This window comes from Pseudomonas sp. KT_2_4, assembly GCF_041410225.1.
Classification (GTDB): Bacteria; Pseudomonadota; Gammaproteobacteria; order Pseudomonadales; family Pseudomonadaceae; genus Aquipseudomonas; species Aquipseudomonas paracarnis.
This window is the reverse complement of record NZ_CP166962.1, coordinates 148,483-174,953: the sequence shown is the minus strand read 5'-3', so window position 1 is coordinate 174,953 and position 26,471 is coordinate 148,483. Positions and strand designations below refer to the sequence as shown.

The 26,471-nt window shown below is 62.1% G+C and carries 27 protein-coding genes; 14 read left to right on the top strand and 13 right to left on the bottom strand.

Annotation, left to right across the window (positions count from 1 at the left end; translation table 11 throughout):
* The first annotated feature begins 70 nt into the window (after positions 1–70).
* From AB9N64_RS00820 to AB9N64_RS00805, 4 genes are all read left to right on the top strand, one after another.
* Entirely contained in the window at positions 71–643 is a 573-nt protein-coding gene (locus tag AB9N64_RS00820; protein WP_003190613.1) for a LuxR C-terminal-related transcriptional regulator, read from the top strand.
* Positions 644–881: 238 nt separating this feature from the next.
* Positions 882–1,778, top strand: a complete 897-nt coding sequence (locus AB9N64_RS00815) for a VOC family protein (protein WP_019817307.1) — start codon at positions 882–884, stop codon at positions 1,776–1,778.
* Positions 1,775–3,166 carry an alginate export family protein gene (locus AB9N64_RS00810; RefSeq protein ID WP_014718099.1) on the top strand — a complete coding sequence of 464 codons (1,392 nt, stop codon included), beginning with the start codon at positions 1,775–1,777 and terminating at the stop codon, positions 3,164–3,166. Before AB9N64_RS00815 ends, AB9N64_RS00810 begins: the two co-directional genes overlap by 4 nt.
* Before the next feature lie 93 nt (positions 3,167–3,259).
* The gene (locus AB9N64_RS00805; RefSeq protein WP_014718098.1) at positions 3,260–4,078 is read left to right on the top strand and encodes an alpha/beta fold hydrolase; all 819 of its coding nucleotides are present in this window, start codon (positions 3,260–3,262) and stop codon (positions 4,076–4,078) included.
* Between the two features lie 52 nt (positions 4,079–4,130).
* Here AB9N64_RS00805 and AB9N64_RS00800 read toward each other — a convergent pair whose 3' ends face one another.
* On the bottom strand, positions 4,131–4,517 hold the full coding sequence (locus AB9N64_RS00800; protein WP_014718097.1) for a DoxX family protein: 387 nt from the start codon (positions 4,515–4,517) through the stop codon (positions 4,131–4,133).
* Positions 4,518–4,700: 183 nt separating this feature from the next.
* Here AB9N64_RS00800 and AB9N64_RS00795 point away from each other — a divergent pair, with 183 nt between their 5' ends.
* The gene (locus tag AB9N64_RS00795; protein WP_014718096.1) at positions 4,701–5,699 is read left to right on the top strand and encodes an NAD(P)H-quinone oxidoreductase; all 999 of its coding nucleotides are present in this window, start codon (positions 4,701–4,703) and stop codon (positions 5,697–5,699) included.
* Between the two features lie 185 nt (positions 5,700–5,884).
* Here the strand turns inward: AB9N64_RS00795 and AB9N64_RS00790 are convergent, their stop codons facing one another.
* On the bottom strand, positions 5,885–7,015 hold the full coding sequence (locus AB9N64_RS00790; RefSeq protein ID WP_019817310.1) for an alkene reductase: 1,131 nt from the start codon (positions 7,013–7,015) through the stop codon (positions 5,885–5,887).
* A 78-nt stretch (positions 7,016–7,093) separates the two neighbouring features.
* On the bottom strand, positions 7,094–7,771 hold the full coding sequence (locus AB9N64_RS00785) for a type 1 glutamine amidotransferase domain-containing protein (RefSeq protein WP_019817311.1): 678 nt from the start codon (positions 7,769–7,771) through the stop codon (positions 7,094–7,096).
* A 166-nt stretch (positions 7,772–7,937) separates the two neighbouring features.
* Here AB9N64_RS00785 and AB9N64_RS00780 point away from each other — a divergent pair, with 166 nt between their 5' ends.
* Positions 7,938–8,882, top strand: a complete 945-nt coding sequence (locus tag AB9N64_RS00780) for a GlxA family transcriptional regulator (RefSeq protein ID WP_019817312.1) — start codon at positions 7,938–7,940, stop codon at positions 8,880–8,882.
* On the opposite strand, the gene AB9N64_RS00775 is transcribed toward AB9N64_RS00780, so the two are convergent.
* Complete coding sequence (locus AB9N64_RS00775; protein WP_014718092.1) at positions 8,860–9,498, bottom strand: GNAT family N-acetyltransferase; 639 nt, start codon at positions 9,496–9,498, stop codon at positions 8,860–8,862. The two genes, AB9N64_RS00780 and AB9N64_RS00775, sit on opposite strands and share 23 nt — an antisense overlap.
* Positions 9,499–9,546: 48 nt before the next feature.
* Here AB9N64_RS00775 and AB9N64_RS00770 point away from each other — a divergent pair, with 48 nt between their 5' ends.
* Positions 9,547–10,419 carry an undecaprenyl-diphosphate phosphatase gene (locus AB9N64_RS00770; RefSeq protein WP_038449834.1) on the top strand — a complete coding sequence of 291 codons (873 nt, stop codon included), beginning with the start codon at positions 9,547–9,549 and terminating at the stop codon, positions 10,417–10,419.
* Here AB9N64_RS00770 and AB9N64_RS00765 read toward each other — a convergent pair.
* Genes AB9N64_RS00765 through AB9N64_RS00745 form a run of 5 tightly spaced genes read right to left on the bottom strand, consistent with a single transcriptional unit; the run spans position 10,416 to position 14,861 of the window.
* Entirely contained in the window at positions 10,416–11,378 is a 963-nt protein-coding gene (locus AB9N64_RS00765) for a Dyp-type peroxidase (protein ID WP_371359845.1), read from the bottom strand. The two genes, AB9N64_RS00770 and AB9N64_RS00765, sit on opposite strands and share 4 nt — an antisense overlap.
* Before the next feature lie 48 nt (positions 11,379–11,426).
* Positions 11,427–12,245, bottom strand: coding sequence for a sugar phosphate isomerase/epimerase (locus AB9N64_RS00760; protein ID WP_133632726.1), 819 nt, complete (start codon positions 12,243–12,245; stop codon positions 11,427–11,429).
* Positions 12,246–12,247: 2 nt separating this feature from the next.
* Positions 12,248–13,447 carry an NAD(P)/FAD-dependent oxidoreductase gene (locus tag AB9N64_RS00755; RefSeq protein ID WP_371359844.1) on the bottom strand — a complete coding sequence of 400 codons (1,200 nt, stop codon included), beginning with the start codon at positions 13,445–13,447 and terminating at the stop codon, positions 12,248–12,250.
* Positions 13,444–13,770: a MocE family 2Fe-2S type ferredoxin gene (locus AB9N64_RS00750; RefSeq protein ID WP_019817317.1), complete on the bottom strand. Its 327-nt coding sequence runs from the start codon at positions 13,768–13,770 to the stop codon at positions 13,444–13,446. Before AB9N64_RS00750 ends, AB9N64_RS00755 begins: the two co-directional genes overlap by 4 nt.
* The gene (locus tag AB9N64_RS00745) at positions 13,767–14,861 is read right to left on the bottom strand and encodes a fatty acid desaturase family protein (protein WP_014718086.1); all 1,095 of its coding nucleotides are present in this window, start codon (positions 14,859–14,861) and stop codon (positions 13,767–13,769) included. Before AB9N64_RS00745 ends, AB9N64_RS00750 begins: the two co-directional genes overlap by 4 nt.
* A 161-nt stretch (positions 14,862–15,022) precedes the next feature.
* Between AB9N64_RS00745 and AB9N64_RS00740 the strand changes: the two genes are divergently transcribed.
* Positions 15,023–16,072, top strand: a complete 1,050-nt coding sequence (locus AB9N64_RS00740) for a LacI family DNA-binding transcriptional regulator (RefSeq protein ID WP_106111782.1) — start codon at positions 15,023–15,025, stop codon at positions 16,070–16,072.
* Positions 16,073–16,090: 18 nt separating this feature from the next.
* Here AB9N64_RS00740 and AB9N64_RS00735 read toward each other — a convergent pair whose 3' ends face one another.
* Positions 16,091–18,052, bottom strand: coding sequence for a sigma-54-dependent Fis family transcriptional regulator (locus AB9N64_RS00735; protein ID WP_014718084.1), 1,962 nt, complete (start codon positions 18,050–18,052; stop codon positions 16,091–16,093).
* Between the two features lie 188 nt (positions 18,053–18,240).
* Here AB9N64_RS00735 and AB9N64_RS00730 point away from each other — a divergent pair, with 188 nt between their 5' ends.
* The 3 genes from AB9N64_RS00730 to AB9N64_RS00720 are packed head-to-tail and all read left to right on the top strand — an operon-like array spanning position 18,241 to position 20,982.
* Positions 18,241–19,257, top strand: coding sequence for a Gfo/Idh/MocA family oxidoreductase (locus AB9N64_RS00730; RefSeq protein WP_137271408.1), 1,017 nt, complete (start codon positions 18,241–18,243; stop codon positions 19,255–19,257).
* Positions 19,257–20,036, top strand: coding sequence for a TIM barrel protein (locus AB9N64_RS00725; RefSeq protein ID WP_102666797.1), 780 nt, complete (start codon positions 19,257–19,259; stop codon positions 20,034–20,036). Before AB9N64_RS00730 ends, AB9N64_RS00725 begins: the two co-directional genes overlap by 1 nt.
* 19 nt (positions 20,037–20,055) lie before the next feature.
* Positions 20,056–20,982, top strand: coding sequence for a sugar ABC transporter substrate-binding protein (locus AB9N64_RS00720; RefSeq protein WP_020303156.1), 927 nt, complete (start codon positions 20,056–20,058; stop codon positions 20,980–20,982).
* Between the two features lie 122 nt (positions 20,983–21,104).
* On the opposite strand, the gene yghU is transcribed toward AB9N64_RS00720, so the two are convergent.
* Positions 21,105–21,935, bottom strand: a complete 831-nt coding sequence (gene yghU, locus AB9N64_RS00715; RefSeq protein ID WP_020303155.1) for a glutathione-dependent disulfide-bond oxidoreductase — start codon at positions 21,933–21,935, stop codon at positions 21,105–21,107.
* 95 nt (positions 21,936–22,030) lie between these two features.
* Here yghU and mug point away from each other — a divergent pair, with 95 nt between their 5' ends.
* The gene (gene mug / locus AB9N64_RS00710) at positions 22,031–22,564 is read left to right on the top strand and encodes a G/U mismatch-specific DNA glycosylase (protein ID WP_371359843.1); all 534 of its coding nucleotides are present in this window, start codon (positions 22,031–22,033) and stop codon (positions 22,562–22,564) included.
* Between the two features lie 30 nt (positions 22,565–22,594).
* Entirely contained in the window at positions 22,595–23,191 is a 597-nt protein-coding gene (locus tag AB9N64_RS00705) for a glutathione S-transferase family protein (RefSeq protein ID WP_019817325.1), read from the top strand.
* A 134-nt stretch (positions 23,192–23,325) separates the two neighbouring features.
* On the opposite strand, the gene AB9N64_RS00700 is transcribed toward AB9N64_RS00705, so the two are convergent.
* Positions 23,326–24,093 carry an SDR family NAD(P)-dependent oxidoreductase gene (locus tag AB9N64_RS00700; protein ID WP_102666799.1) on the bottom strand — a complete coding sequence of 256 codons (768 nt, stop codon included), beginning with the start codon at positions 24,091–24,093 and terminating at the stop codon, positions 23,326–23,328.
* 138 nt (positions 24,094–24,231) lie between these two features.
* Here AB9N64_RS00700 and AB9N64_RS00695 point away from each other — a divergent pair, with 138 nt between their 5' ends.
* Positions 24,232–25,380 (top strand): aldose epimerase family protein, encoded by a 1,149-nt coding sequence (locus AB9N64_RS00695; protein WP_102666800.1) that lies wholly within the window; start codon positions 24,232–24,234, stop codon positions 25,378–25,380.
* A gap of 115 nt (positions 25,381–25,495) precedes the next feature.
* On the opposite strand, the gene araH is transcribed toward AB9N64_RS00695, so the two are convergent.
* Complete coding sequence (gene araH, locus AB9N64_RS00690) at positions 25,496–26,464, bottom strand: L-arabinose ABC transporter permease AraH (protein WP_014718075.1); 969 nt, start codon at positions 26,462–26,464, stop codon at positions 25,496–25,498.
* Positions 26,465–26,471: the final 7 nt, after the last annotated feature.

Sequence of the window (26,471 nt, the reverse complement as noted above, 5' to 3'; positions counted from 1 at the left end):
GCCAATTCGTGTAACTACTTACACGGGTAAGTAGCGCCCCAGGGCATTGAACAACGAGGCAGGATGCCCCATGACCGCGCTAGCCCAGCAATTTCCCGACCTCGAACGCCTGGCGTTCAAGCTGTCCCCTGCCCCGCAGATCGTCACCAGCGACCGCGTGATTCTCGACTGCAACGACGCTTTTCTGAAGCTGTTCGGCTATACGCGCGATGCACTGGTCAACCAACTAACCCTGCTGATCTACCCGTCCCAGGCCGACTACCACGCCATCGGCAAGCGCAGCCATGACTGGCTGCTCGACAGCGACAACGGCTTTTATTCCGATGAACGCTTCATGCAGCACCACAACGGCGAAGTGTTCTGGGCCAAGTCCCACGGTTACACCCTCACCCCCAAAGACCCATTCAAACTGATGATCTGGCACTTCGAACGCCTGGACCGCATGCACCAGGGCACCGGCGACCTCACGCCCCGTGAGCGGGAAATTGCCATGCACATCGTCAACGGCTTCAAATCCAAGGAAATCGCCCTGCGCCTGGCGATCTCCCACCGCACCGTTGAGGTGCACCGGGCGCGGCTGATGAAGAAACTGCAGGCCAAGACGGTGGTGGAATTGGTATCGAAGATCATCATGGTGGCCTGACCTCAATGCCCAAAGCAGCGAAGATCAAATGTGGGAGCTGGCTTGCCTGCGAAATCGGTCGTGCAGTCATAGATGCAGTGACTGACACGCCGTCATCGCAGGCAAGCCAGCTCCCACATTTAAATTGAGGGGCGTCAGGTAGCTGAAACGTTCAACCGAGCACGTCCATACAATTCCCCACCGCCCTGCCCCCCTAACCTCACGGCTTTCGAACCCTCAGAAGCGCTGGAGAACGGGCATGGGTAACACAACAACCAAGGTATCGCTGGCATTGACGCTGCTGGCAAGCGCGATGATGAACAGCGCGTTCGCCGCCACCCCAAGCGTGGCCGTGGCGCCGCAATACGACACCAGCCATGTGTATGTGGCACCGGCCGATGTGGACCGTTTTGCCCAGAGTTTCCTCGCCACCTTCGGCGGCAAAAGCACGCCACAGGTCGTGGTCAATGTGCTGCCGGTACCGAGCAGCACCACCTCGCAACTGCTGCAAACCCCGGCGGGTACGGTGTCGTTGTTCGGCTTTACCACCCCCGTACCCCACCCGTTCGGCCAGGAACGCAACGGCTATCTGGTCAAGGACATGGACGTGGCCCTCAAGGCCGCGCGGGAAAATGGCGCCGATGTGATCGTCAGCGATTTCCCCGACCCCATCGGCCGTGATGCCGTGGTGCAGTGGCCGGGTGGTGTGAACATGCAGCTCTACTGGCACACCAAGACCCCGGATTACACCGCCTTCGACACCGTGCCGGAAAACCGTGTGTATGTGTCTCACGACAGCGCCGAGCGGTTTATCAAGGCGTTCCTGGGTTTCTCCCACGGCAAGGTAGTGAGCGACGACAAGCACGCCCCAGGGGTTGATGTCGGCCAGGCCGGCGGCCACTACCGCCGCGTGGATATCGAATCGCCGTTCGGGCGCATGGCGGTGCTGGTCACCAACGGCCAACTGCCCTACCCGTTCGGCCACGACACCACCGGTTATCAGGTCAACGACCTCGCCGCCACCCTGGGCAAGGCCACCGGGTCTGGTGCCACCGTGCTGGTGCCGGCGTTCGACAGCAAAGGTCGGCGCAGTGCGTTGGTGGAGTTCCCCGGCGGTTATGTCGCAGAAATCCACCAACTCAGCGCGGCAAAATGATTCGTCACGCAGGCTGGAGCCTGGCGGTGCTGTGGCCGTTGCTTGCTGGCAGCGTGCAGGCCGACGACCCGCCGGTACGCCCGGTGATCAAGGCCAACCGCTGGCAGGAGGACTGGTCTGTGCTCAAGGACCCGGCGTTGCGCACGCAACCGCTGGACAACCTCAAGTACATCCCACTGTCCGCCGCCAACCCGTTCACCTACTTGTCGTTGGGCGCAACCTTGCGTGAACGCTTCGAGATGAACGACGCCAGCGGGTTCGGCGTGCGGGATGTACCGCGTGACCGCTACCTGATCCAGCGCTTTCAGGTGCACGCCGACTTGCACCTGAACGAACACTGGCGGCTGTTCACCCAGCTGGAAGATGTGCGGGCCTATGACAAGACCACGATTGGCGGTGCCGACCAGAACCGCGTCGACCTGCGCCTGGCCTTTGCCGAATACGTGAAGACCTTCAGCGCCGGCACCTTCAAGGCACGGGCTGGCCGCCAGGATTTCGCCTTCGACTTGCAGCGCTTCATCTCGTCACGGGACGGCCCGAATGTGCGGCAGTCCTTCGATGCGTTGTGGGCGGACTGGGAAACGCCGCAATGGCGCTTTATCGGGATCGCCAGCCAACCGGTGCAGTATCAGGATGGCCGGCATTTCGACGACAAGTCCAACAGCGACGCGCGCTTCCACATGCTGCGGGTCGAGCGGCTGGTGGGCGGCACCAATGAGCTGTCGGCCTATTACGGCGTGTACGAGCGCAGCGCCGCTCATTACCTGGACGCCGACGGCGAAGAGACGCGCCAGTTGCTGGACGCCCGCCTCGGTGGCGCAGCCCAGGGTTTCGACTGGGACGTCGAAGCCATGCTGCAACGGGGCTCGGTGGGTAGCAAGACGATTCGCGCCTGGGCCGGTGGCAGCCGCACCGGCTACACCTTTGACACGCTGGCCTGGAAGCCGCGTATCGGCCTGCAACTGGATATCGCTTCCGGTGACCGCCAGGCCGGTGACGGCCGGGTCGGCACCTTCAACCCGCTGTTCCCCAATGGCTATTACTTTTCCCTGGCGGGCTATACCGGCTACAGCAACCTGATCCACGTCAAGCCGTCGATTACCGTCAAGCCCCTCGCCAAGCTCAGCGTGCAAACCGCCGTCGGCCTGCTGTGGCGGCAGACCACCGCAGACGCCGTCTACACCCAGCCCAACCTGCCCGTGGCTGGCACGGCGGGCCAAGGTGAGCGCTGGACCGGCGCCTACGGTCAACTGCGCACCGACTACGCCTTTACGCCCAACCTCAGCGGTGCGGTCGAGGCCGTGCACTACGCGGTCGGCCAGACCCTGCGTGATGCCGGTGGACACGACAGCAATTACCTGGGCATGGAGCTCAAGTTCAGTTGGTGAGACAAGCACACCCATACAAGCCTCGGCTCAGGTTTACGGCAATAGTGATGCGGTTTTTTCACCGCCCTTTTTCAGCCCTGCAAGGAGTTTCAGATGAGCACATTCGTTGCCAAAGACGGTACCCAGATCTACTTCAAGGACTGGGGCAGCGGTAAGCCCGTGCTGTTCAGCCACGGCTGGCCGCTGGATGCGGACATGTGGGAATACCAGATGGAATACCTGAGCAGCCGTGGCTTTCGCACCATTGCCTTTGACCGTCGTGGTTTTGGCCGCTCGGACCAGCCCTGGACCGGTAACGACTACGACACCTTCGCTGACGATATCGCCCAGTTGATCGAACACCTGGACCTGCAGGACGTGACCCTGGTGGGCTTCTCCATGGGTGGCGGTGACGTGGCGCGCTACATCGCCCGCCACGGCAGTGCCCGTGTCGCCGGCCTGGTGTTGTTGGGCGCGGTCACGCCGATCTTCGGCCAGCAAGCCGACTACCCCCAAGGCGTGCCTGGTGAGGTGTTCGATGGCATCAAGGCAGGCCTGTTGAAGGATCGTGCGCAGTTCATCAGCGACTTCAACACGCCGTTCTTCGGTCTCAATAAAGGCCAGCACGTTTCAGAGGGTGTGCTCAGCCAGACCCTGCAGATCGCCATGCTTGCCTCGCTCAAGTCGACCGTGGATTGCGTCACCGCGTTCTCGCAAACCGACTTCCGCCCGGACATGGCCAAGATCGACGTACCGACCCTGGTGATCCATGGCGACGGCGACCAGATCGTGCCGTTCGACACCACCGGCAAAGTCGCGGCGCAGATGATCGAGGGCGCACAACTGAAAGTGTACAAGGATGCGCCGCACGGGTTTGCCGTGACCCACGCTCAACAGCTCAATGAAGACCTGTTGGGGTTCCTGAACCGCTGAACCTTGAAACATCCTCTCCTTGTTTGGCCGGGCTCGCCCGGCCTTTTTTTGTTCAAGCAAAGCGCTGAGCCAATACCAGCCGGCCCGGCCCGGCAATGAGGATGCTGGTAAAGATGATCAACAGCAGCCAGCCGAACTGACCTTCGAACAGCGTCCACTCCGGGTGCACCACCAGCAACGCGATGACCAGCACCGCCAGGATCGGCAGGCACGCCAGGCGCACCAGCACGCCCGCGATGATCAGCAGCGGGCACAGCACCTCGGCAAAGATCGCCAGCAGCAACGTGACATGGGCGCCCAGGTGAAACGGGTCCTCGATCAGCTTCAATTGCTCGCTGTAGTGGAACAACTTGGGCAACCCATGCACCCACAGCAGGAACAACGCCCCGCTGACCCGCAGAAACAACAGCCCGATATCCTGATTTCTTGCTTGGTTCATATGCCACCTGTTTGCGTCGAAAATGACCGGCAGTCAGTGTGTCCAACGTCGCGTCGCCGCACTTGCAGGCTTGTGCTGAAATCCTGCGTTTGCATTGCCCAAAGAACCCGGCATGATCTTGCTGAACTGCCGACCCCGCGCTACGGTCCCAACCCATACGCTCATCGCTACAGGAATTTTTCCATGACGCTTCCCCAAGAAATGACCCTGATCGAAATCACCACCCCTGGCGGGCCCGAGGTCTTGCAGCCGCGCAGCGCCGACGTGCCAGTGGCCGGGCCAGGCGAGATTCTGATTCGCGTGCACGCCGCCGGGGTCAACCGCCCAGACGCCTTGCAGCGCGCGGGCAAATACCCGATGAAGCCCGGCATGAGCCCGATCCCGGGGTTGGAAGTGGCCGGTGAAGTGGTGGCGCTGGGCACTGGCGTGAACGAATACAGCGTGGGCGACAAGGTTTGCGCCCTGACCAATGGCGGCGGCTATGCGCAGTATTGCGCGGTGCCGGCCAGCCAGGCGCTGCCGATCCCTGCGGGCATGGACTGGATTCAGGCCGCTGCCGTGCCGGAAACGTTCTTCACGGTCTGGGCCAACCTGTTCGGCCTCGGCGGTGCCCATAAGGGCCAGCGCGCCTTGATCCACGGCGGCACCAGTGGCATCGGTACCACCGCGTTGATGCTCTGCCAGGAGTTCGGCATCCAGGCATTCGCCACGGCGGGCAGCGCCGACAAATGCGCGGCGATTGCCAAGCTCGGTGCCGAGCCGATCAACTACCGCGAACAGGACTTTGCCGAGGTCATCGCCAAACAGACCGACGGCAAAGGCGTCAACGTGATCCTCGATATCATGGGCGCCTCGTACCTGAACAATAACCTCAAGGCCCTGGGCATGGACGGCCACCTGGTGATCCTCGGCTTCCTCGGTGGCGGCAAGGCCAACGACGTCGACCTGCTGACCATCCTCGGCAAACGCGCGGTGATCACCGGCTCACTGCTGCGCGCCCGCACCCGGGAAGAAAAGGCCGAGATTGCCCAGCAACTGCGCGAACACGTGTGGCCGGTACTCAGTGCCGGGCGCTGCCTACCGATGATCGACCAGGTCTACGCCTACACCGACGCCGCCCAGGCCCATGCGCGGATGGAAGGTGGGGACCATATCGGCAAGATTGTGTTGCGGGTGAAGTGAGGCGATTCGACTTGCTCGCGAAGGTGGTGTGTCAGTCACTGTATCTGTTACTGCACGACCGCTTTCGCAGGCAAGCCAGCTCCCACATTTGATCTTCATTGCTTCGAGCATAGCGTTCGTTTAACTGACCGGCGTTAGGGCAAGCCTCCTCCCACACTGGATAAAACACAGGCCATCATGGGCTATCACGGCTGTTGGGCATACACCGGATAGTCCACATACCCCGCCTCTGTCCCACCATACAAGCCTTCGGCCTTCAACGCATTCAATGGCCAGCCATTGAACAGCCGCTGGGGCAAGTCCGGGTTGGCAATGAAGGGCCGTCCAAAGGCGATCAGGTCCGCCAACCCGGTCTCTACCAGCCGTGCGCCGCGCTCGGCGGTGTAGCGGCCGGCGTAGATGATCCTGCCGCTGAAGGTGCGGCGCACGGCCTGGCGGAAAGTCTCGGGCAGGTCGGGCGCGTTGTCCCAGTCGGCTTCGGCGATGGACACATAGGCGATGCCCGACGCTTCCAGCACTTTGATCGCTTCGATATAGGTAAGGTGCGGGTCTTCTTCCACCAGGCCGATGTAGACCCGGTCCTGGTCGGTGCCACTGAACAGCGGCGAAAAGCGCACGCCCAGGCGCTCCGGCCCCACCACCTTGCACACCGCTTCGACAATCTCGCGCAGCAAGCGCAGGCGATTGTCCAGCGAGCCGCCGTACTCATCCTCACGCAGGTTGGAATGGGCCGAGATGAACTGGTTGACCAGGTAGCCGTTGGCCGCGTGGATTTCCACACCGTCGAACCCGGCGTCCAGGGCATTGCGTGCAGCCTGGGCGTAGTGCCCCACCAGCTCTTCGATTTCCAGCGCGGTCAAGGCGCGGGGTACCGGTGGCTGCACCAGTTCACCCACACCAGGCCCGGTTTCAATGAAGGCTTTGGCTTGCAACGCCGCCAGTGCAGACGGCCCCACCGGTGCACCACCGTCAGGTTGCAGCGCGTGATGGGACACCCGCCCCACATGCCATAGCTGGGCGAAGATCACACCGCCCTCGTCATGCACCGCTGCGGTGACTTTGCGCCAACCCTGGATTTGCGCCGGTGTATGAATGCCCGGCGTCCACGCGTAGCCCTGGCCCCGGGGTTCGATCTGCGTCCCCTCGCTGACCATGAACCCGGCACTGGCCCGTTGACGGTAATACTCGGCCATCAGGTCGGTGGCGATATTACCCGGCTGGGCGCTGCGCTGGCGGGTCAGCGGCGGCAGTACGACACGGTTGTTCAAGCGGTGATTCCCCAGCTTGATCGGGGTGTTCAGGATGCAGTCAGGCACGGCGATATTCCAAATTCAGGACGAACGAAAACCGTGGCAACTCCTGGGAGTCGCCACCGTGTAGATCGGTTGATTAACTTAAGCGCAGAGTGTCAGCAGGGCCTTGGCCACTTCGCTGGAGCTGCCTGGGTTTTGCCCAGTCACCAGCAAGCCATCGACGAGGACGAAGGATTGCCAGTCAGCGCCCTTCTCATACTGGCCGCCCAGTTTTTTGAATTCATCTTCAATCAGGAACGGCACGACTTCAGTCAACTGCACAGCGGCCTCTTCCGAGTTGGAGAACCCGGTGACGCGGCGGCCCTTGATCAACGGCTCACCGTTAACCGCCTTGACGTGACGCAAGGCACCCGGTGCATGGCACACAAAGCCAATGGGCTTGCCGGCCCGCTCGAAGGCTTCGATCAGCGCGATGGACACCGGCGACTCCGCCAGGTCCCACAGCGGGCCGTGGCCGCCTGGGTAGAACACGGTGTCGAAGTCGGCGGCGTTGACCGAGTCCAGCTTCACGGTGGTCGCCAAGGCTTGCTGCGCAGCCGAGTCTTTACCGAAGCGCTCGGTCTGCTCGGTTTGCGCATCCGGTTCATCGCTCTTGGGGTCCAGCGGCGGCTGGCCGCCGGCCGGGGAAGCCAACACCACTTCGGCGCCAGCGTCCTTGAACGCGTAATAAGGTGCGGCGAATTCTTCGAGCCAGAAGCCGGTCTTGCGCCCGGTATCGCCAAGCTGGTCGTGAGAGGTCAGTACCATTAATACTTTCATTTTCCAGTGCCTCGGTCGGTGTGAATAACAGTTGTCTCATGTTAGGCAGCGAGGCAGTGGCTCACAATGTCATATCCGCAAGGATTGCGGACATGCACCAAAGTCGGTTGCCGTTTGCCGGGCACGCGCCGACAATCGCCTCTCCCCCGCCCCTTGGAGAGATGCAATGCACAGCGTTGCGCTGATGGTTTACCCGAATTTCCAGTCGTTGAGCCTCAGCCTGGGCTCGGTGTTCGAGTGCGCCAACCTGCTGCGCGGCGAGCCGGCCTATGAGTTTCACCTGGTGTCGGAAAGCGGCGGCGCCGTGATGACCTCCCAGGGTTTTTCGGTGAACACCAGCGCGCTGCGCCCAGAGGGCTATGACACCTTGATTGTCAGCGGCTACCTGGAGTTTCGCCTGCCCGAAGCCAACCTGCTGGAGCTGGTCAAGGCCGCGTCCGCGCAGTCGCGCCGGGTGGCGTCCTTATGCATGGGCATCTTTGTACTGGCCGAGGCAGGCCTGCTGGCGGGCAAGCGCACCACCACCCACTGGATCCATGCGCCGGCATTTCGCAAACGCTATCCGGATATCCACCTGGAAGAAGACAAGTTGTTCATTGTCGACGGCCAGGTGTGGACCGGTGCGGGCATGAGCGCCGGGGTCGACCTGGCGCTGGCGATGGTGGAGGACGACCTGGGCAGCGGCCTGGCCCGGCGCATTGCACGCAAGCTGGTGATTGCCCAGCGCCGCGGCAGCGAGCAGTCGCAACTGTCGGCCTTGCTGGAACTGGACCCAAAGTCCGACCGAGTGCAGTTGGCCCTGGCCTATGCCCGTGAAAACCTCACCCATGATTTGTCGGTGGACGCCCTGGCCGACGTTGCCCGGCTCAGCCCCCGCCAGTTCAGCCGGGTGTTTCGCGAAGAAACCGGTCAAACCCCAGCCAAAGCCATCGAAGCCCTGCGGGTGGAAGCTGCGCGGGCGATGATGGAAATCAGCCGTCACCCGGTAGAGGTGGTGGCCCGCGAAACCGGGTTTGGAGACCGCGAACGCATGCGCCAGGCGTTCCTCAGAGCCTTCGGGCAGCCGCCCCAGGCGATGCAGCAGGCTTTTAATGCAGCGATGCCCGGGTAATCAGGTAGTTCACCAACTGCGGGTCATCGTCCAATTCAATGCTCTGCACCGGGCGCGGCAGGTTATCCAGCACGGTGCGCCAGAACGCCTGGGACACCTCGTCCTGATCATAGAAACGCACCAACCAATTGGCCGCGCCGCTGCACAGCACCTGGCTGGCAATGGCGCGGCCAATGCCTTTACGGCGGTAGCGCTTGAGGATGAACAGGTCGGCCAGTTCCAGGGCGTCGATGCCCGGCAGTTCGCTGCCTTCGATCAACAGGAAGCCGGCGATGTAGCCGTCTACCAGCAGCAGGTTGGCGCTCCATTGCGGGTCGCTCCAGTAGCGGGCCAAGTGTTCGTCGTGGATGTAGAAACGCCCATCGGCCTCGACATCTTCCTGTTCCCAGTCCGAAGACTCGTAGGCGTAGTACTGGTAAAGATTGCGGATCAGTTCGGCTTCTTCGGGGCCGGTCTGGATCAATTCGACGGTGGTTTCAGGCATGGGGCTCTCGGTGGAAAAACGCAGGGCGCCATTGTTCACAAAAGTGCTGCCCACGCCAATGGCCTGGCGAATCCTTTCTATTGGCTGAACCGATTGCAAATAGCGGTTGCCCTGGCCGAAATCCTGAAACATTTAGAATAAACTTCGCCGGTTTCCCCCTATTGCTCAAGGACACGTATTTTGACCAACGTCTGTACCGCCGGCCTGGATGTGGGCTTTGCCTCCCTGGATTACCTGCAAATCTTCATCCTTGGGGTGATCCAGGGCATTACTGAATTGCTGCCGGTGTCATCCACCGCCCATATGCGCGTGGTACCCGCCCTGCTCGGCTGGCAAGACCCTGGCTCGGCGTTTTCCGCAGCCATGCAATTGGCGGCGTTGGCAGCAGTGGTCAGTTACTTCTGGCGCGATGTGCGCCAGGTCACCACGGGCAGCATCAGTGCGGTGCGCCGGGGCGACTACAACGACCGCTGGTTCAAGCTCGCCGTGGCAATTGTGCTGGCAACCGTCCCGATTGGCATCGCCGGACTGGCGTTGTCGTCGACCTTGAATGCCTGCAACTCGCCATTGCGCGGGCTGATGGTGATCGGCATTTCCTGCGTGGTGATGGCGGTGCTGCTGGCAGTGGCCGAACTGCGTGCCCGGCATACACGCGACGTGAGCCAAATGCGCCTGCGCGATGCCCTGATCGTGGGGGTTGCACAGATTGGCGCGTTGATACCGGGCGTATCGCGTTCGGGCTCCACGTTGACCGCGGCGCTGTTCCTGAATTTCAAACGCGAAGAAGCGGCGCGGTTTTCTTTCCTGTTAGGCTTGCCGGCCATCGCCCTGGCCGGTTTGAAAGAGTTATGGGTGCTGCTGCGCGCCGACCTACCCGCCCACGCCTGGCCGCACTTGATCTTTGGCCTGGTGGTGGCCAGCATCTCGGCGTTCTTTGCCATCTGGGGCCTGATGAAATTTCTGGAGCGTTTCTCCACCTGGCCGTTCGTGATCTACCGTGCGCTGCTGGGGATCTTCCTGATTGTGGCGGTCAGCACCGGGTTGTTGAGTTAAGCCACCGGCTCGCGGTCGGCCAGCGCTTCGAGCAAGTCGGCCGAGGGCACGAAGAACAGGCCGCCGGTCACGGCCGTGCTGAAGTCGAGCAAGCGGTCGTAGTTGCCGGCCGGGCGGCCGACGAACATGTTCTCCAGCATCTGCTCCAACGGCTGCGGCGAGCGTGCATAGCCGATGAAGTAGGTGCCGAACTCCCCGGCACCAGGGCGGCCGAAGGGCATGTTGTCGCGCAGGATCTTCACCTCCTCGCCGTCCTCGTCAGTGATCACTGTCAGGGCGCTGTGGGAGTTGCTCGGCTTGGTGTCGTCGTCCAGTTCGATGTCCGACAATTTGGTGCGCCCGATCACCTTCTCTTGAGCCTCCACCGTCAAGCCATTCCACGCGGTCATGTTGTGCAGGTATTTCTGCACCAGCATATAGCTGCCGCCTTCGAACTCAGGGTCTTCATCGCCCACCAGGGTAAACGCCTCGGCCTTGCGCCCCACCGGGTTCTCGGTGCCGTCGACGAAACCGATGATGCTGCGCATATCGAAGTAGCGAAAGCCCTGGACCTCATCCACCACCTTCACGCTATCACCCAGGGCCGCCATCAGCTGGGTCGCCAGCTCGAAACACAGGTCCATCTGTTCGGCACGGATGTGCAGCAGGATGTCACCTGGGGTCGACACTGCCTTGCGCCCCTCCACACCGAACTCGCGAAACGGATGCAAGGCCGCCGGGCGCGGCGCGCCGAACAGGCGGTCCCAGGCATCCGAGCCAAATCCGCAAACGCAAGTCAGGTTGCCCGAGGGCACGCGCTTGCCTACCGAGCGCACCAGGCCTGCGATGTCGGCGCACCAGGCCCGCACGTTTTCAACCGCATCAGGCGCCAGGGTGGCGACCATAAAGATCGCGCTGCTGGTGATCGGGTGACACACCGATTGCGGTTCGAGCGGGGGACGGACGGGGCAGGTTTTCATGGGCATTCCACAGGCTGAGGGCGGTTTGAACCCGCGCAGATTAGCAGATCATCGATGGCAACTGGCCCACACCTGGCGAATCAGGGCTTTGAGCTTGAGCGCCTCGGCCCAGCGATCGGTGAGTTCGCGCCCCTGTGCGTCGGTAATCGCATAGGGTGGCGGGCCCAACTCGCAAGTGAAGGACAGGCTCTGCGGGGTGTCAGCGCGGCCCAGCCAGTGTTCGATCCCATAGCGCCACCAGCCGGTAAATCGCTCGACCCACGGTTGGTGCTGGGGAAAATCCAGGCCAACCTGCACCTGTTCGCTGCTGGCGATGCGCCCATGAAAACCCCAGCTGTGACGCAGGATGGTGCGTATCTGTTCGTCGTCTTCCACACTGCCGGGCTGGGGCAACTCGCGGCCAACCACGTAGTGGGACAGGTCAGCGAGCAGTTTCAGATCGGGCATCTGTGCCAGCAGGTCGAGGGTGAACAACAGGTCGTTGGTGAGCCGATAACGGTGGGTTTCCAGCAGGATCGGGAAGTCCACCTGTTCGGCCAGGCGTTGCCAGCCGTCGATCAGCCTGGCCGCCTCGGCCTGGGTACGTGGGCGCACGTCGGCTTGCAAGGTGAGGTGGTGACAACCGTAGCGGCTGATCACCTCCAATGCCCTGGCCAGCTCATCCACCGATTGCGGGAACAGTTGCCCTTCAATCTGCAGGCCCCTGGCCGTGGCCGCCGCGTGCAGGCGCTGCACCGATGCCGGCGCCCAGTAATGGTCGGTGATGCCGTCATAACCGGCGGCGGCGATGCGGTCCAGTTGCGCTTCGAGGCTGCCGGGCTCGGTTTGCATGGCCCACATCGATTGGAATACTAACAACTGGCGCATGGTCAGCCTCGCAATAACAGCTTCAGGGATACCTCGGGGTCGGCCAGGCTGGCCGGGTTAAGCGGGATGTGGGCAGTGATCAAGTGCTCGCACAGCTTGATGTCCTTCGCTGCGCGGTGACCCATGGCCCAACCGCAGGCGCCTTGCAAACGGTGATGGTCGTCAAGGTAGAACAGCAGCAGGCCGCCGTCGGGCAATTGCCGGCGGACCATCAGTGCAGTCATCACCCCGACGGTGTACAAGCCCCACGCGTATTGATCGGACCAGAAACCCGGGATCGTCTCGAACGCCAACGCCTGCCCCAGCAGGTTCAACGCCGCGAGACGGCCCTGGGCTTCGGCGTTGCGCCAGGTTTCCTGGCGCTGATAAAGGCCCGCCAGGCGAAACTCGCACACATCCCCCGCCGCGTAGATATCCGCCGCACTGGTGCGCAACTGCGCGTCGACACGAATGCCCTGCCCGACGTCCAAGCCCGCCGCCGCGGCCACCTCGATGTTGGGCTGCATGCCAATGCCGACCACCACCAGGTCGCAGGGCAACCGCTGCCCGTCGACCAGTTGCACGGCGTCGGCGTGGATGCACTCCAGGGCGACGTTCAAACGCACGTCCACACCCTGCTCACGGTGCAATGCCAGCAACGCGTCACTGATCACCGGCGGCAACACCCGCCCTGCCAGCCTTGGCCCGGCTTCCAGTAGCGTCACCTCGCAGCCCAGGCCCCGCGCCGTCGCTGCCACCTCCAGGCCGATAAAACCACCGCCAACCACCACCAGCCTGGCGCCTGGCTTTAATTCATTGCGCAAGACCAACGCGTCATCATGGGTGCGCAGGTAAAACACGTTGGCCTGCTCCTGGGGCAAACGCCGCGCCCGGCCTCCGGTGGCCAGCAGCAGGCCGGCATAGCTCAACCACTGGCCGTCGGCCAATTGCAACCGGTGGTGCTGCGGCTCCAGGCGGCTGACCGGGTTGGCGGCGATATGCTCTACCTCGAGCGCCGCCAACTGCTGGCTGTCGCACAGGCTGCATTGCGCCAAGTCGGTCGAGCCTTGCAGCAAGCCCTTGGACAACGGTGGCCGCTCGTAGGGCAAGTGCGCTTCATCGCCAATCAGGATCAGGCGCCCGCTGTAACCTTCGTCACGCAGGGTCAGTGCCGCACGGCCACCAGCATGGCCGGCGCCGACGATGATCAGGGGAGCGTTCATTCTTCGGCCGTGACGGCGAGCAGTACCCGCCCCGCATCTACCCGCACGGGGTAGGTCTTGAGGTTGACGCACACCGGCGCGCCCAGGGCCTTGCCGGTGCGGTAATCAAAGCGTCCGTTGTGCTTGGGGCATTCGATCACATGGTCCATCACCAGGCCGTCGGCCAGGTGGATTTTCTCGTGGGTGCACAGGCCGGCGGTGGCGAAGAATTCGTTATCGGCTGAACGGAACACCGCGTAGGTCTGCGCGCCGTGGTCGAAGCGCAGCACGTCTTCTGCTTCTATTTCGCCCACGGCGCAGACGTCGATCCATTGATCGTTCATGCATTTATCTCCAATGACTGGCTTTCAGTCTGTGGCGAGCGAGCTTGCTCGCCACGGGTGGGGCGCTGGACGAAATAGCTGGGGTCTCTGCGCTGGCGCCAGATCGTCGGAATGATTTCCTGGTAGGCCTGCCACAGGTTGGCATACGGCGGCGGGCAGTCGCTGCGGATCTCTTCGTGCAGTTGACTGAGCGCGTGGTAAGGCACCATCGGGTACATGTGGTGTTCGAGGTGGTAGTTCATGTTCATGTAGATAAAGCGCAACACGCGGTTCATGTAGATGGTGCGGCAATTGCTACGGTGGTCGAGCACATCTTCGGCCAGGCCCACGTGTTGGCTGAGACCAAACAGGTAGCCGAGCCACGCGCCGTAGAGGCTGGGCAGGCCCACCAGCATCAGCGGCAACCCGCTGTGCAGGTACAGCGCGGTGCCGATGATCAGGGCGTAGATGCCGACCCAGATACGCGCATCTCGGTACACCTTGGGCCACTCGGATTCGGGGATGAAGTCCTGCTCCTGGGCACTCATTCGCCCGAACGTATGGCGGGCCACGCCGCTGAAGGTCTTCCAGGCCAGGGGTAGGTTGAACAGACTGAGGGCCATCATCCATAAGCTCGGCGGGCGCGGTTCAACGATCTCCGGGTCGCGACCGACGACAATGGTGTCGGTGTGATGGCGGGCATGGCTCCAGCGCCACACGTGGGGTTCGAAGAGGCACATGAAGCTCGCCACCTGATACAGCGCATCGTTCATCCAGCGGGTCTTGAACGCCGTGCCGTGGCCGGTTTCGTGCCAGCGCGGGTTGGAGGCCGTGCCGTAGAGCACACCGTAGGCGATGAAGAATGGCACGCAGGCCCAACTGCCCCAGAACCAGTAGCCGCCGACACCGGTGGCCAACAACGCTGAGAACCACAGGGCGGTGTCGAGCAACGCCGGAGCGTCGCGGCGTTGCATCAGGGCTTTCATGCGATTGCGCGGGATGGGCGACTGGTACCAACGGGCCGAGACCAGGCCCTTGTCGGCGGCCCGGGCGGCTTCGGGGCCGGTGAGGCTGTAATCGCGCCGAGCGCGGTGAGCGGTGTGTCCAGGCATTGTTATTGTTCTCCGCAAGCGTGGGTTTCAGGGGCTTTGCGAAACCAACGATAGAGTGCGGCTAAATCACCCTCAAGGCCTTGAATCCATTCCCTATCAAGCTATCATCCAGGCCCAGCGGGGCTTGATAGTTTTCTATCAAGACGCTCAAGGGGCCTGCCATGCACAACAACAAACGCCCAACCATCGCCACCGTCGCCGCCCATGCGGGGCTCAGCGTAGCCACCGTCGACCGCGTATTGAACGCCCGCGCGCCGGTCAACCCCGGCACCGCCGAACAGGTGTTCCAGGCCGCCGAAGCGGTGGGCTATTTCGCCGCACGGCTGATCGGCCAGCGCATTCGCGAACGTCGGCCCACCTACCGTTTCGGCGTGCTGTTGCTGGGGACCGCCCAAGCCTTCTATGCGCAGTTGGCCCACGCCATTAGCGAGGCAGCGCAGCATCACGCCACCGCTAACCTGAGCTGCCAGTTCGACTACATCAACGACCGCACGCCCGGCGTCATCGTCGCGCAAATCGAACAACTGGCCGTGCAGTGCGACGCCCTCGCGGTGGTCAGCTTCGCCCATCCGTTGATCAACGCCTGCCTGGCGCAGATTCGTGAAGCAGGCGTGCCGGTGGTTGCCCTGCTTTCGGATATCCATGAACACGCTGCCGAACCCTATGTAGGCCAGAACAACCACGTGGTCGGGCGCACCATGGGCTGGCTGCTGGCGCGCACCTGCGGCGCACGCAAAGGCAGCGTGGGCATCCTGTTGGGCGGCCATCGTTTCCTCGGCCATCAGGCACGGGTCGAAGGCTTGCACAGCTACCTGGCCGAACACGCGCCGGGGCTCAAACCGTTGGAGCCGCTGATCAACCTGGACAACTGCGACATCACCGAAGAAGCCACCCTCGATCTGCTCAGCCGCCATACCGATTTGCGTGGGTTATGTGTGGTCGGCGGTGGTGGCGACGGCGTGATCAACGCCCTGGCGCAACTGCCCAAGCGCCCGGCGCTGTGCTGCATCCTGCAAGAGTCCACGCCGTTGTCGCGTCAGGCACTGAGCAACGGCTTGATTGATGTGGTGATGGACTCGCAGCCACGGCAAACGGCCGTGGCGCTGGTGGAGTTGCTGGTGCGCTTGCAGAGTGATGAGGGGTTTGACCCATTGAGGCACCGCGTGCATATACCGCCGCAGATAGTGACCCCGGAAAACCTGTGCAGCTGATCGGTTTGGCTTGAGGTTTCAGCGCTCACGGAAATCAGCGGCGCTCAAGCCAAACCGGCTCATCTTGTTGTACAGCCCGCCCCGCGACACATCCAGTTGCTGTGCGGCCAGGCGAATGTTGCCGCGGGTGCTGGTGAGCGCGGCAACGATGGCGTGCCTTTCATGGCTGCTCAAATCCTGCGCGGGCTGGGGCTGGTAGGCGCGCAACGTCGGGCGTTGCTGGGTTTCCAACGGCAAGTCGGCCGATTGAATCAGCTCGCCCATCGCCAGGTTGGTCGCTCGTTCGATAACGTTCTCCAGTTCCCGCACGTTGCCCGGCCAACCATGGGCTGACAGCAACGCTAACGCATCCGGCGCGAAACCTTGCACCGTTTTACGTAGCGAGCGGGCACAGCGCTGCAGGAAGTGCCGCGCCAGCAATGGGATATCGTCACGGCGCATACGCAGTGGCGGCACGCTCAGGTTCAGCACGTTGAGTCGGTAGTAAAGGTCTTCACGAAACGCGCCCTCGGCCACCGCCTGGCTCAGGTTGCGATGGGTGGCGGCGATGATGCGCACGTCAACTTGCCGCGATTGCTTGGCCCCGACGCGGGTGATTTCACCCTCCTGCAAAACCCGTAGCAGACTGACCTGGGCATCGAAGGACATGTCGCCGATTTCATCCAGGAAGATGGTGCCGCCATCCGCCAGTTCGAACTTGCCTGCCGCCCCACCCCGCGCCGAGCCGGTGAATGCGCCTTCGACGTGGCCAAACAGTTCACTCTGCACCAAGTCCCGTGGGATCGCGCCGCAGTTGACCGCCACAAACGGGCCGTTGCAACGCTCGCTGCCGTTGTGAATGGCCTGGGCAAACAGCTCCTTGCCGGTGCCGCTTTCGCCGAGGATCAAGGTGGTGGACTCGCTGCGACTGGCAATGCGCCCCAGGTGCAGTGCATCTTGTATGGCCCGCGAGGTGCCCAGGATGGTCTCGAAGGTATAGCGGGCCTGGGTGCCGATAATGCGCCGGGTAATCTCGCGGATACGGCGGTTTTCGCGCACCGACACAATCACCCCACCCTGCTCCAGTGGGCATACCGAAACCAGGCAGGCGAGTTGGCTGGCGTCGTGCAAGTGGAAGGTGCAATCGCGGTCGCGCACCGGCTCACCCAGCGCGTCGCTCAGTTCACTGCGGCCCAGGCGCTGGAAAGGACTGCCGATCAATTCGCGCCCCACCCCGAACAGTTGCCGCGCATAACGGTTGAGTGCCTTGATGCAGCCACGCTCATCGAGCACCACCAAACCTTCGTTGAGCACTTCGAGCACGGCCTGTTGTTCTTCCAGCAACACCTGCAGCGCCATCTGCCGCGACACCGCCTCGGCCGCCGCTTGAACGGTGCCCAGGGTATGGAAATGAAACCAGCCGGGCTCGGCGGTCAGGGTGAGCATGGCCAGGGTCTGGCCTTGGGCATCCTTGATCGGCGCGGCGGCGCAGTGCATGTGGCGCTGGCGCAGGCCGCTGGCGAAATTTTCTTCAGCCAGCACATACACCAGGCGATCTTCGGCCAGGGCCAGGCCGGTGCAGTTGGTGCCTTGCACCGATTCGAGCAAGCGACTGCCCACCGGGGTGATGTCCACCCCGCAAAAATACAGCGTCGTGCCCTCGGCATCCGTGAGGTTGATATGCCCGCGCGGGTTGTAAGCCAGCAATCCATGCATGACTTGCGCGGCAGCGGCGATCAGGGCGCGATGGTGGGCCAGGGTCGCCGCCAGCGCATGAGGCGCAACAAAGCGGTAGTCGCTGTTACCGGGCTCGATACCCGCCTCGACACTGCGTCGCCAGGAATCCCAGATGACCTGGCGCACCCCGTCCGGACGCACGACTTTGCCAGCCAGGCACTCTCGCCACGCCTGTTCCAACGCGGCGATGGGCCCATCGTTCAGCGCGGCAGGCCCCAGGTTCGTGAGGTATTCGAGGTCTTGCACACTGAACGCCTGGGTCATTGCGGTTATCCATGTTCATATTTTCGACATGTCAGTATAGACATGTCATTAACATGAACACTTTTTGTTTAACTAAAATAATAACCCCATGTAAATCAGCTAGTTATGAATTGGCACAGGCCTTGCTCCTTCCCCCCATGTCACCCAGGATGTTCCTGGGGGCCCACAACAACAAAAGGGGTCGCTTCATGAGTACACAGAACATCCGCCTGGGCTTGATCGGTGCCGGCCGCATGGGCAGCTTCCATGGCCTTACCGCCGCACGCCACATCCCCGGTGCCTGCCTCGCCGCCATCGCCGATCCCGTCCCAGGCCAGGCCGCTCGCCTGGCAGCAGAACTGGGGGTGGACAAGGCCTACACCGACCCGCAACAGCTGCTGGACGACCCGGACATCGACGGCGTGCTCATCGCCGCCCCTGCCCGTAGCCACGCGGAGCTGGTGATCAACGCCGCACGCGCCGGCAAGGGTATCTTCTGCGAAAAACCCATGGCGATCACGCTGGACGAAGCCGACCGCGCCATCGCCGCCGCTGTCGATGCACGGGTGCCGTTGCAGGTCGGCTTCAATCGGCGCTTCGCCAGAAGCTTTCGCACAGCGCACCTCGACGTCGTCGCTGGACGTATTGGCACGCCGCAGCTGCTACGCTCGCTGACCCGCGACCCGGCGCTGAACAACCCGGCCAACTCGCCGCAATGGGTGATCTTCCTCGAAACCCTGATCCACGACTTCGACACCCTGCGCTACCTCAACCCTGGGGCCGAAGTGGTACAGGTGCAGGTGATGGCCGACGCGCTGATTGCCCCGCAGTTCAAAAGCCAAGGTTTGCTCGATACCGCCGTGGTCACCCTGCGCTTTGACAACGGCGCCATTGCCACCGCCGAAGCCAGCTTCCAGGCCGTGTATGGCTACGACGTGCGCGGCGAAGTGTTCGGCAGCAAGGGCATGCTGAGCATGGGCAGCCTTAACGACTGCGACCTGGTGCGCTACCTGGCCGAGGGCATCCAGGCAGACACCCAGCGGATGGACACCGACCTGTTGCGCGACGCCTACATCGCCGAGCTCAACCACTTTGTCGACTGCCTGCGCAGCGGCGCCAAGCCCCTGGCCAACGGTGAAGATGCGCGTGCAGCCCTGGCAATTGCCCGCGCCTGCATTGAGTCGTACCAAACCGGCAAGGCCGTGGCCGTTCAAGGAGCCCTTTGATGATGCCGTTCAAATTGACCGTCAGCGCCGAAATGGTGTTCCTCGAGCTGCCCTTCATCGAACGCGTCAAACGTATACATGCCCTGGGTTTCAGCGCCGAAATCTGGGGTTGGGCCGATAAGGACATTCAGGCCTTGGCGGCGACCGGCGCGGACTTCACCTCGATGACCGGCTACCTCAGCGGCACCCTCACCGACCCCGACGGCATCCGCCAATTGCTCGACAGCGCCCGTGAGTCCCTGGGCATTGCCGAGCGCCTCAATTGCCCCAGCCTCAACCTGCATGGCACGGGCCTGGGTGAAGGCGGCCTGCCCGTGCAGGCCGTCAGCCACACCAACGGGCGCATGTGGCTGAGCGCTTGCAAGAGCCTGGAGAAAATCGCGCGCCTGGGGGAAGACGCCGGCCGCGTGTTCCTGCTGGAAAACCTCAACACCGCCGTCGACCACCCAGGTACACCGTTCGCACGTGCCGACGACACCCTGGCCCTGATCGAAGCCGTCGGCAGCCCGCATCTGAAAATGAACCTGGACCTGTACCACGCGCAGATTGGCGAAGGTAACCTCATCGAATTGATCCAGCGCGCTGGCAGCGCCATCGGCGAAATCCAGGTCGCTGATGTGCCTGGGCGCAAAGAGCCCGGCACGGGCGAAATCCACTACCCGGCCATTGCCCGGGCCTTGCACGCCATGGGTTACACCGGTGTGGTCGGCCTGGAGGGCTGGGCCAGCGGCGACAGCGAGTCGGCTCTGGAGCGTTTCCGCCAGGCATTCACCCTATAACAATAAAAGGAACAGCCTCATGCACCGTTATTCATTACTAGTGGCCGCGCTGTTGTTGATGTTCAGCCAGTGGTCCTTCGCCGCCTATCGCATCGGCGTGAGCATTGCCCGGGTGGACGATAACTTCATGACCTACGTGCGCACCGGCCTGGAGGCGGCAGCCAAACACCAGGACGTGCAGATCCAATTTGAAGACGCCCAGGGCGATGTGGTGCGCCAGCTCAATCAAGTCGAAGGTTTTCTCAACCAGAAGGTCGATGCGGTGATCGTGCTGCCGGTCGACACCGCCGCCACTGCCAACATCACCCGCGCCGCCGTGGCGGCGAAGACACCGCTGGTGTACGTCAACCGCCACCCGGATGAGCGTACGCTGCCTGCGGGCGTGGTCACGGTGGCCTCCAACGACATCGAAGCGGGGCAATTGCAGATGCGCTACCTCGCCCAAAAACTGGGCGGCAAGGGCAATGTGGCGATCATCATGGGCGACCTTGCACAGAACGCCACCCATGACCGTACCGAAGGCGCCAGGCAGGTGCTCAAGGACTTTCCGGGGATCCAGGTCGTCGAGCAGCAAAGCGCCGAATGGCAACGCAACAAAGGCATGGACCTCACCAGCAACTGGCTGCTGGCAGGTACACAGTTCGATGCCATTGTCGCCAACAATGATGAAATGGCAATCGGTGCGGCCATGGCGTTGCAGCAAGCCGGCAAGGCCAAGGGCGAGATTGCGATCGTCGGCATCGACGGCTTGCCCGACGGTTTGGCAGCGATCAAGCGTGGGCTGCTTGCTGCCTCAGTGTTCCAGGACCCCAAGGCCCAGGCGACCCAGGCGGTGCAAGCGGCGATCAAGATGATCAAGGGCGAGCCGATTGAAGCCCAAGTGTGGGTGCCGTTTGAACTGATCAAGCCCGAACAGGTGGCGGTATTCGAACAACGCTACAAATAAATCGAAGCGAAGGAAAACTAAATGTGGGAGGGGGCTTGCTCCCGATGAGGGTGGATCAGTTGTTACATCTGTGACTGATTCACCGCCATCGGGGGCAAGCCCCCTCCCACACTGGATCTGAATCAATCCAGGTCACTTGCATCATGCCGTTCTGGCAACTGCTCCTCACCCGACACCCGGTTCACCCGCCGCCCGCGCTGCACCGCCGGCCGGGCGTCAATTGCGTCGGCCCAGCGCAGCACGTGCTTGTATTCATGCACAGAGAGAAACTCCGCCGAGTCGCCATACAAGCGGCCTTTGACCAACCCACCGTACCAAGGCCATATCGCGATGTCGGCAATGGTGTATTCATCCCCGGCGATGTATTGGCTGACCGCCAGGCGCTTATCCAGCACATCCAGTTGGCGCTTGGTCTCCATGGCGAAGCGGTTGATCGGGTATTCCATCTTGCTCGGCGCATAGGCATAGAAATGCCCGAAGCCACCCCCCAGGTAAGGCGCGCTGCCCATCTGCCAGAACAGCCACGACAGGCATTCAGCCCGTGCGGCGGGCTCCGTGGGCAGGAACGCACCGAACTTCTCGGCCAGGTACTGCAGAATCGCGCCCGATTCGAACACGCGAATCGGCGTGGCGCCGCTGTGGTCCATCAGCGCTGGAATCTTCGAGTTCGGGTTCACCGCCACAAAGCCACTGCCGAACTGGTCGCCGTCGCCGATCTTGATCAGCCAGGCATCGTATTCGGCGCCGCTGTGCCCCAGGGCCAGCAGTTCTTCCAGCAGGATCGTGACCTTCTGTCCATTGGGCGTGGCCAGGGAGTATAACTGCAGCGGGTGCTTGCCCACCGGCAGCGGCTTTTCGTGGGTGGCGCCGGCGATGGGCCGGTTGATGCTGGCGAAGGTGCCGCCGCTTTCGGTGTCCCAGGTCCAGACTTTGGCAGGTACGTACTCGGTCATAATCAATGCTCCAGAGGCGCTTGTGATCCACTAAGCGTTCCAGACTAAACCAAAGGTTGATGACTCGTCACACCTATCAGCATGGAAGATCCGGCATGAACGAGCGACTCGACGACCTCCTCGCCGACCACTTGCACGTACTGTTCTGCGGCATCAACCCTGGCAAGGGCTCGGCAGCCCGCGGCCTGCATTTTGCCAATCGCAGCAACCGCTTCTGGCGCACCGTGCATCTGGCCGGTTTCACGCCCCATGAAATTCGCCCGCAAGACGGCGCCACCTTGCTGCACTACGGTTGCGGATTGACCACCTTGGTGGCACGGCCAACGGCCAGTGCAGGCGAGTTGGCGCGGCATGAATTCCAGGACGCGGCGGCGGCGTTCGAACACAAGATCCGCCGCCATGCCCCGCGTTTCGTGGCGTTCCTCGGCAAGCCCGGCTATAGCGCGCTGAGCGGCCAGCGCGAGGTCGCCTGGGGTTTGCAAGCGCAGCCACTGGGCGACGCCTCGGTCTGGGTACTGCCCAACCCCAGCGGGCGCAACCTGGCGTTCAGCCTCGATCAATTGGTGCAAGCGTATCGGCTGCTGCACAACGCCGTTGCGCACGCCCGGCCCGTGCCCGTAATCTTTTGAGCCCAACACCCTGTAAGCAATGGAGGCTGCATGAAACTGGTCGGAATGCTGGACTCGCCCTACGTACGCCGCGTGGCTGTTTCCCTGGAGTTATACGGGGTGGACTTTGTGCATGAACCGCTGTCGGTGTTCAGCACTTACGCTGAATTTGCCCAGATCAACCCCGTAGTCAAGGCCCCTACCCTGGTGCTGGACGACGGCACGGTGCTGATGGATTCGAGTCTGATCCTCGATTACCTGGAAGCGCTGGCGCCGGCTGACAAGAAGCTGCTGCCCCAACAACCGGCGGCACGTGCCCGTGACCTGCAACTGCTTGGGCTCGCGCTGGCGGCATGCGAGAAAAGCGTGCAGATCGTCTATGAACACAACCTTCGCCCCGCTGAAAAATTGCATGCGCCGTGGCTTGAGCGCGTTACCGGGCAACTGCTGGCGGCTTATGCGCTGCTGGACAAGCAGCTGGCAGGCAATGAAGCGCTGACCCAGGCGTCGATTACCGCAGCGGTCGCCTGGTCGTTCAGCCAGTTCACCGTGCCCTCGGTGGTGAAAGCCGATGCGTTCCCCAACCTCAAGCGCCATGCTGAACGCCTGGAGCAGCACCCGGCGTTCAAGCGTTACCCCATCGAGTAAGCACCACCATTTAACTGTGGGAGCGGGCTTGCTCGCGAAGGCGGTGTGTCAGAACCTAATAAGTTCACTGGCACACCGCCTTCGCTAGCAAGCCCGCTCCCACACTCGATGTGCATCATTCTGAAAATCGCGTTTTATACCCACCCGCCGTCGACGATAAAGTTCTGCGCCGAGCACATCGCCGAGGCATCCGAGGCCAAAAACAGCGCCATGTTGGCGATGTGTTCTGGCATCACGCTGCCGGGCAGGCACTGGCTGCGGGCGATGAGTTCCTTGGCGGCGTCGTCGACCCACATGGCCAGTTGTTTTTCGGTCATCACCCAACCCGGCACCAAGGTGTTGACGCGAATACGGTTGGGCCCCAGCTCACGCGCCAGGGCTCGGGTCATGCCGTGGGCGGCGGCCTTGCTGGCGGCGTATACGGGGTAGCCGGCCGAGGCCATCATCCAGCCCACCGAGCCCAGGTTGATGATCGAGCCGCTACCGGCCTCCTTCATCATGGGCACCACCGCCTTGGCGGCAAAGAAGGCGTGCTTGAGGTTGACCGCAATCAGCTGGTCGAACATGTGCGAGTCGATTTCTTCCAGGCTGTGGCGCACATCGTTCGCTGCGTTGTTGACCAGTACCGTGATCGGCCCCAGGGAATGCTCGAAGCGCCCGATCGCCGCGCGGTAGCCGATCTCGTCGGTGATATCGCAGCACTCGAACTCGACACTCTGCCCTTTGGAGTTGAGCAGCGCCGCCAAGCGTTCACCCTGGCTCTGTGCACGGTCCACAAACGCCACCTTGGCACCCTGCGCGGCGAAGGCCCGCACCATGAACTCGCCAATCCCCGACGCCCCGCCGGAAACCAGCACGGTTTTGTCCTTGAGGTCGGGATAAATTGCTTGCTGGGTAGTCATAACAATCAGTGCTCCGCTTAATTAGTCTTATTTTATTTTGCAAGAACGGCGTTAAAGGCTATAAATCTGCTGTCATATCGACAAAATATCTCAAATTAGTAGAACTATTCCAGCAAAACAACAAAAGGAAGTTCGACCATGAAGCACCCTCGATACCTGCTGTCCGGCCTCGCGCTGTCCATGCTGATCGCCAGCGGTGGCGCGCACGCCGCCGGCCTTAGCAGCGAACACAAACCCTTCGGCAAAACCAACGATGGCACCGCCGTCGAACAGTACGTGTTGCGCAACAGCCATGGCATGCAAGCCACGGTGATCACCTACGGCGGCGTGCTGCAGTCGCTAAAAGTGCCAGACAAACACGGCAAGCTCGACGACGTGGTGCTGGGCTTCGATGACGTGCAAGGCTATCAAGGCGGTACCGCGTTTTTCGGCGCGACCATTGGCCGCTTCGGCAACCGCCTGGCCGGCGGCGCCTTCGAACTCGACGGCAAACGCTACCAGGTACCGCTCAACGACGGCCCTAACTCATTGCATGGCGGCGCCCAGGGCTTCGACAAGCAGGTGTGGCAAGCCAAATCGGTCAAGGACAAGGATTCGGTGGGCGTCACCCTCACCTACCTGTCCAAAGATGGGGAAATGGGCTTTCCGGGCAACTTGAAAACCGAGGTCACCTACCGCCTCAACGACCACAACGAACTGCACATCGACTACACCGCCACCACCGACAAACCGACGGTGCTCAACCTCACCAACCACAGCTACTTCAACCTGGCCGGCGCGGGCAACGGCGACATTCTCAAGCAGGTCGCCACCTTGCACGCCAGCCACTACACACCGGTGAATGCCACCTTGATTCCCACCGGTGAATTGGCGCCGGTCAAGGGCACGCCGATGGACTTCCTGAAGCCCACACCTATCGGCCAGCACATCAAAGACGACCATCCGCAGCTCAAATTCGCCGAGCCGAAACAGGGTGGCTTCGACTTCAACTGGGCGCTGGATACCAAAGGGAATGTGAAACAGCTGGCCGCCGAAGTGCATGACCCTGAATCAGGGCGGCGTTTGCAGCTCTACACCACAGAGCCTGGCGTACAGTTTTATACCAGCAACTTCCTGGACGGTTCGGTGAAGGGTAAAGGCGGCAAGACGTACCAGCACTGGAGTGGGTTTACCTTGGAGACCCAGCATTTTCCGGATGCGCCTAACCAGCCGAGCTTTGCCTCAACGCGTTTGAATCCAGGGCAGACTTACACCCAACACACTATTTTAAAGTTCACCGCTGATTAAATTGTGGGAGCTGGCTTGCCTGCGATGGCGGTGGCACAGGCTACTCAATTATTGCCTGAACCAACGCTATCGCAGGCAAGCCAGCTCCCACATTGGTTTTTCACAGCGCCTGGGTTCAGCGTTGTTTCATGCGGTCGATGACCACGGCCAACAGCAGGATCGAACCGCGGATCACATACTGGTAAAAGGTATCGATGTTCTTCAGGTTCATCGCATTCTCGATGATCGCCAGAATCAACACCCCGGCGATCACATGGCGGATCATGCCGATGCCGCCGCTCAGCGACACCCCACCCAGCACGCAGGCCGAGATCACCGTCAGCTCGAAGCCCTGGCCGATCATCGGCTGGCCGGAGGTCATGCGCGAAGCCAGGATCACCCCGGCCAAGGCGCCGATCAGGCCATGGATGGCGAAGATCAGGATCTTGGTGCGGTCAACGTTCACGCCCGCCAGCAGCGCCGCCTCCGGGTTACCGCCGATGGCCATGGTGTTGCGCCCATAGGTGGTGTAGTTGAGCAGCCAGCCGAAGAACAGGAAGCAGACAATGGTGATCAGGATCGGCACCGGCACGCCGAACAATTGGCCGTTGCCGAACACGAAAAATTGCTCCTGGGACACGCCTACCGCCTTGCCGTCGGCAAAGATGTAAGCCAGGCCGCGCACGATCTGCATGGTCGCCAGGGTAGTGATCAAGGCGTTGACCCGCAGCTTGGCGATCACGATGCCGTTGATCAGCCCCACCATCAGGCCCATCAGCAGCGCTGCACCAATGCCCAGCATCACGCTGTCGGTATCGCGCATTACAATCGCCGCAACTACCCCGGCGCAGGCGATCACCGAGCCTACCGACAGGTCGAAGTGCCCCGAGGCCAGGCAGAACAGCATGGTGCACGCGGCAATACCGACAGTCGAAATCGCCAGGCCCAAGCCGCGCATGTTGAGCGGAGAGAGGAAGTTATCGATCAGCAGCGCGCACAGTACGAAGATGCCCACCGCCGCCAAGAGCATCGCCCAGTTATCGAGCAATGCACGCATATCGAGGGGTTTGCGTGCCGAGGGCAACGCGTTGTTTTGAATGGTCATGGTCGTC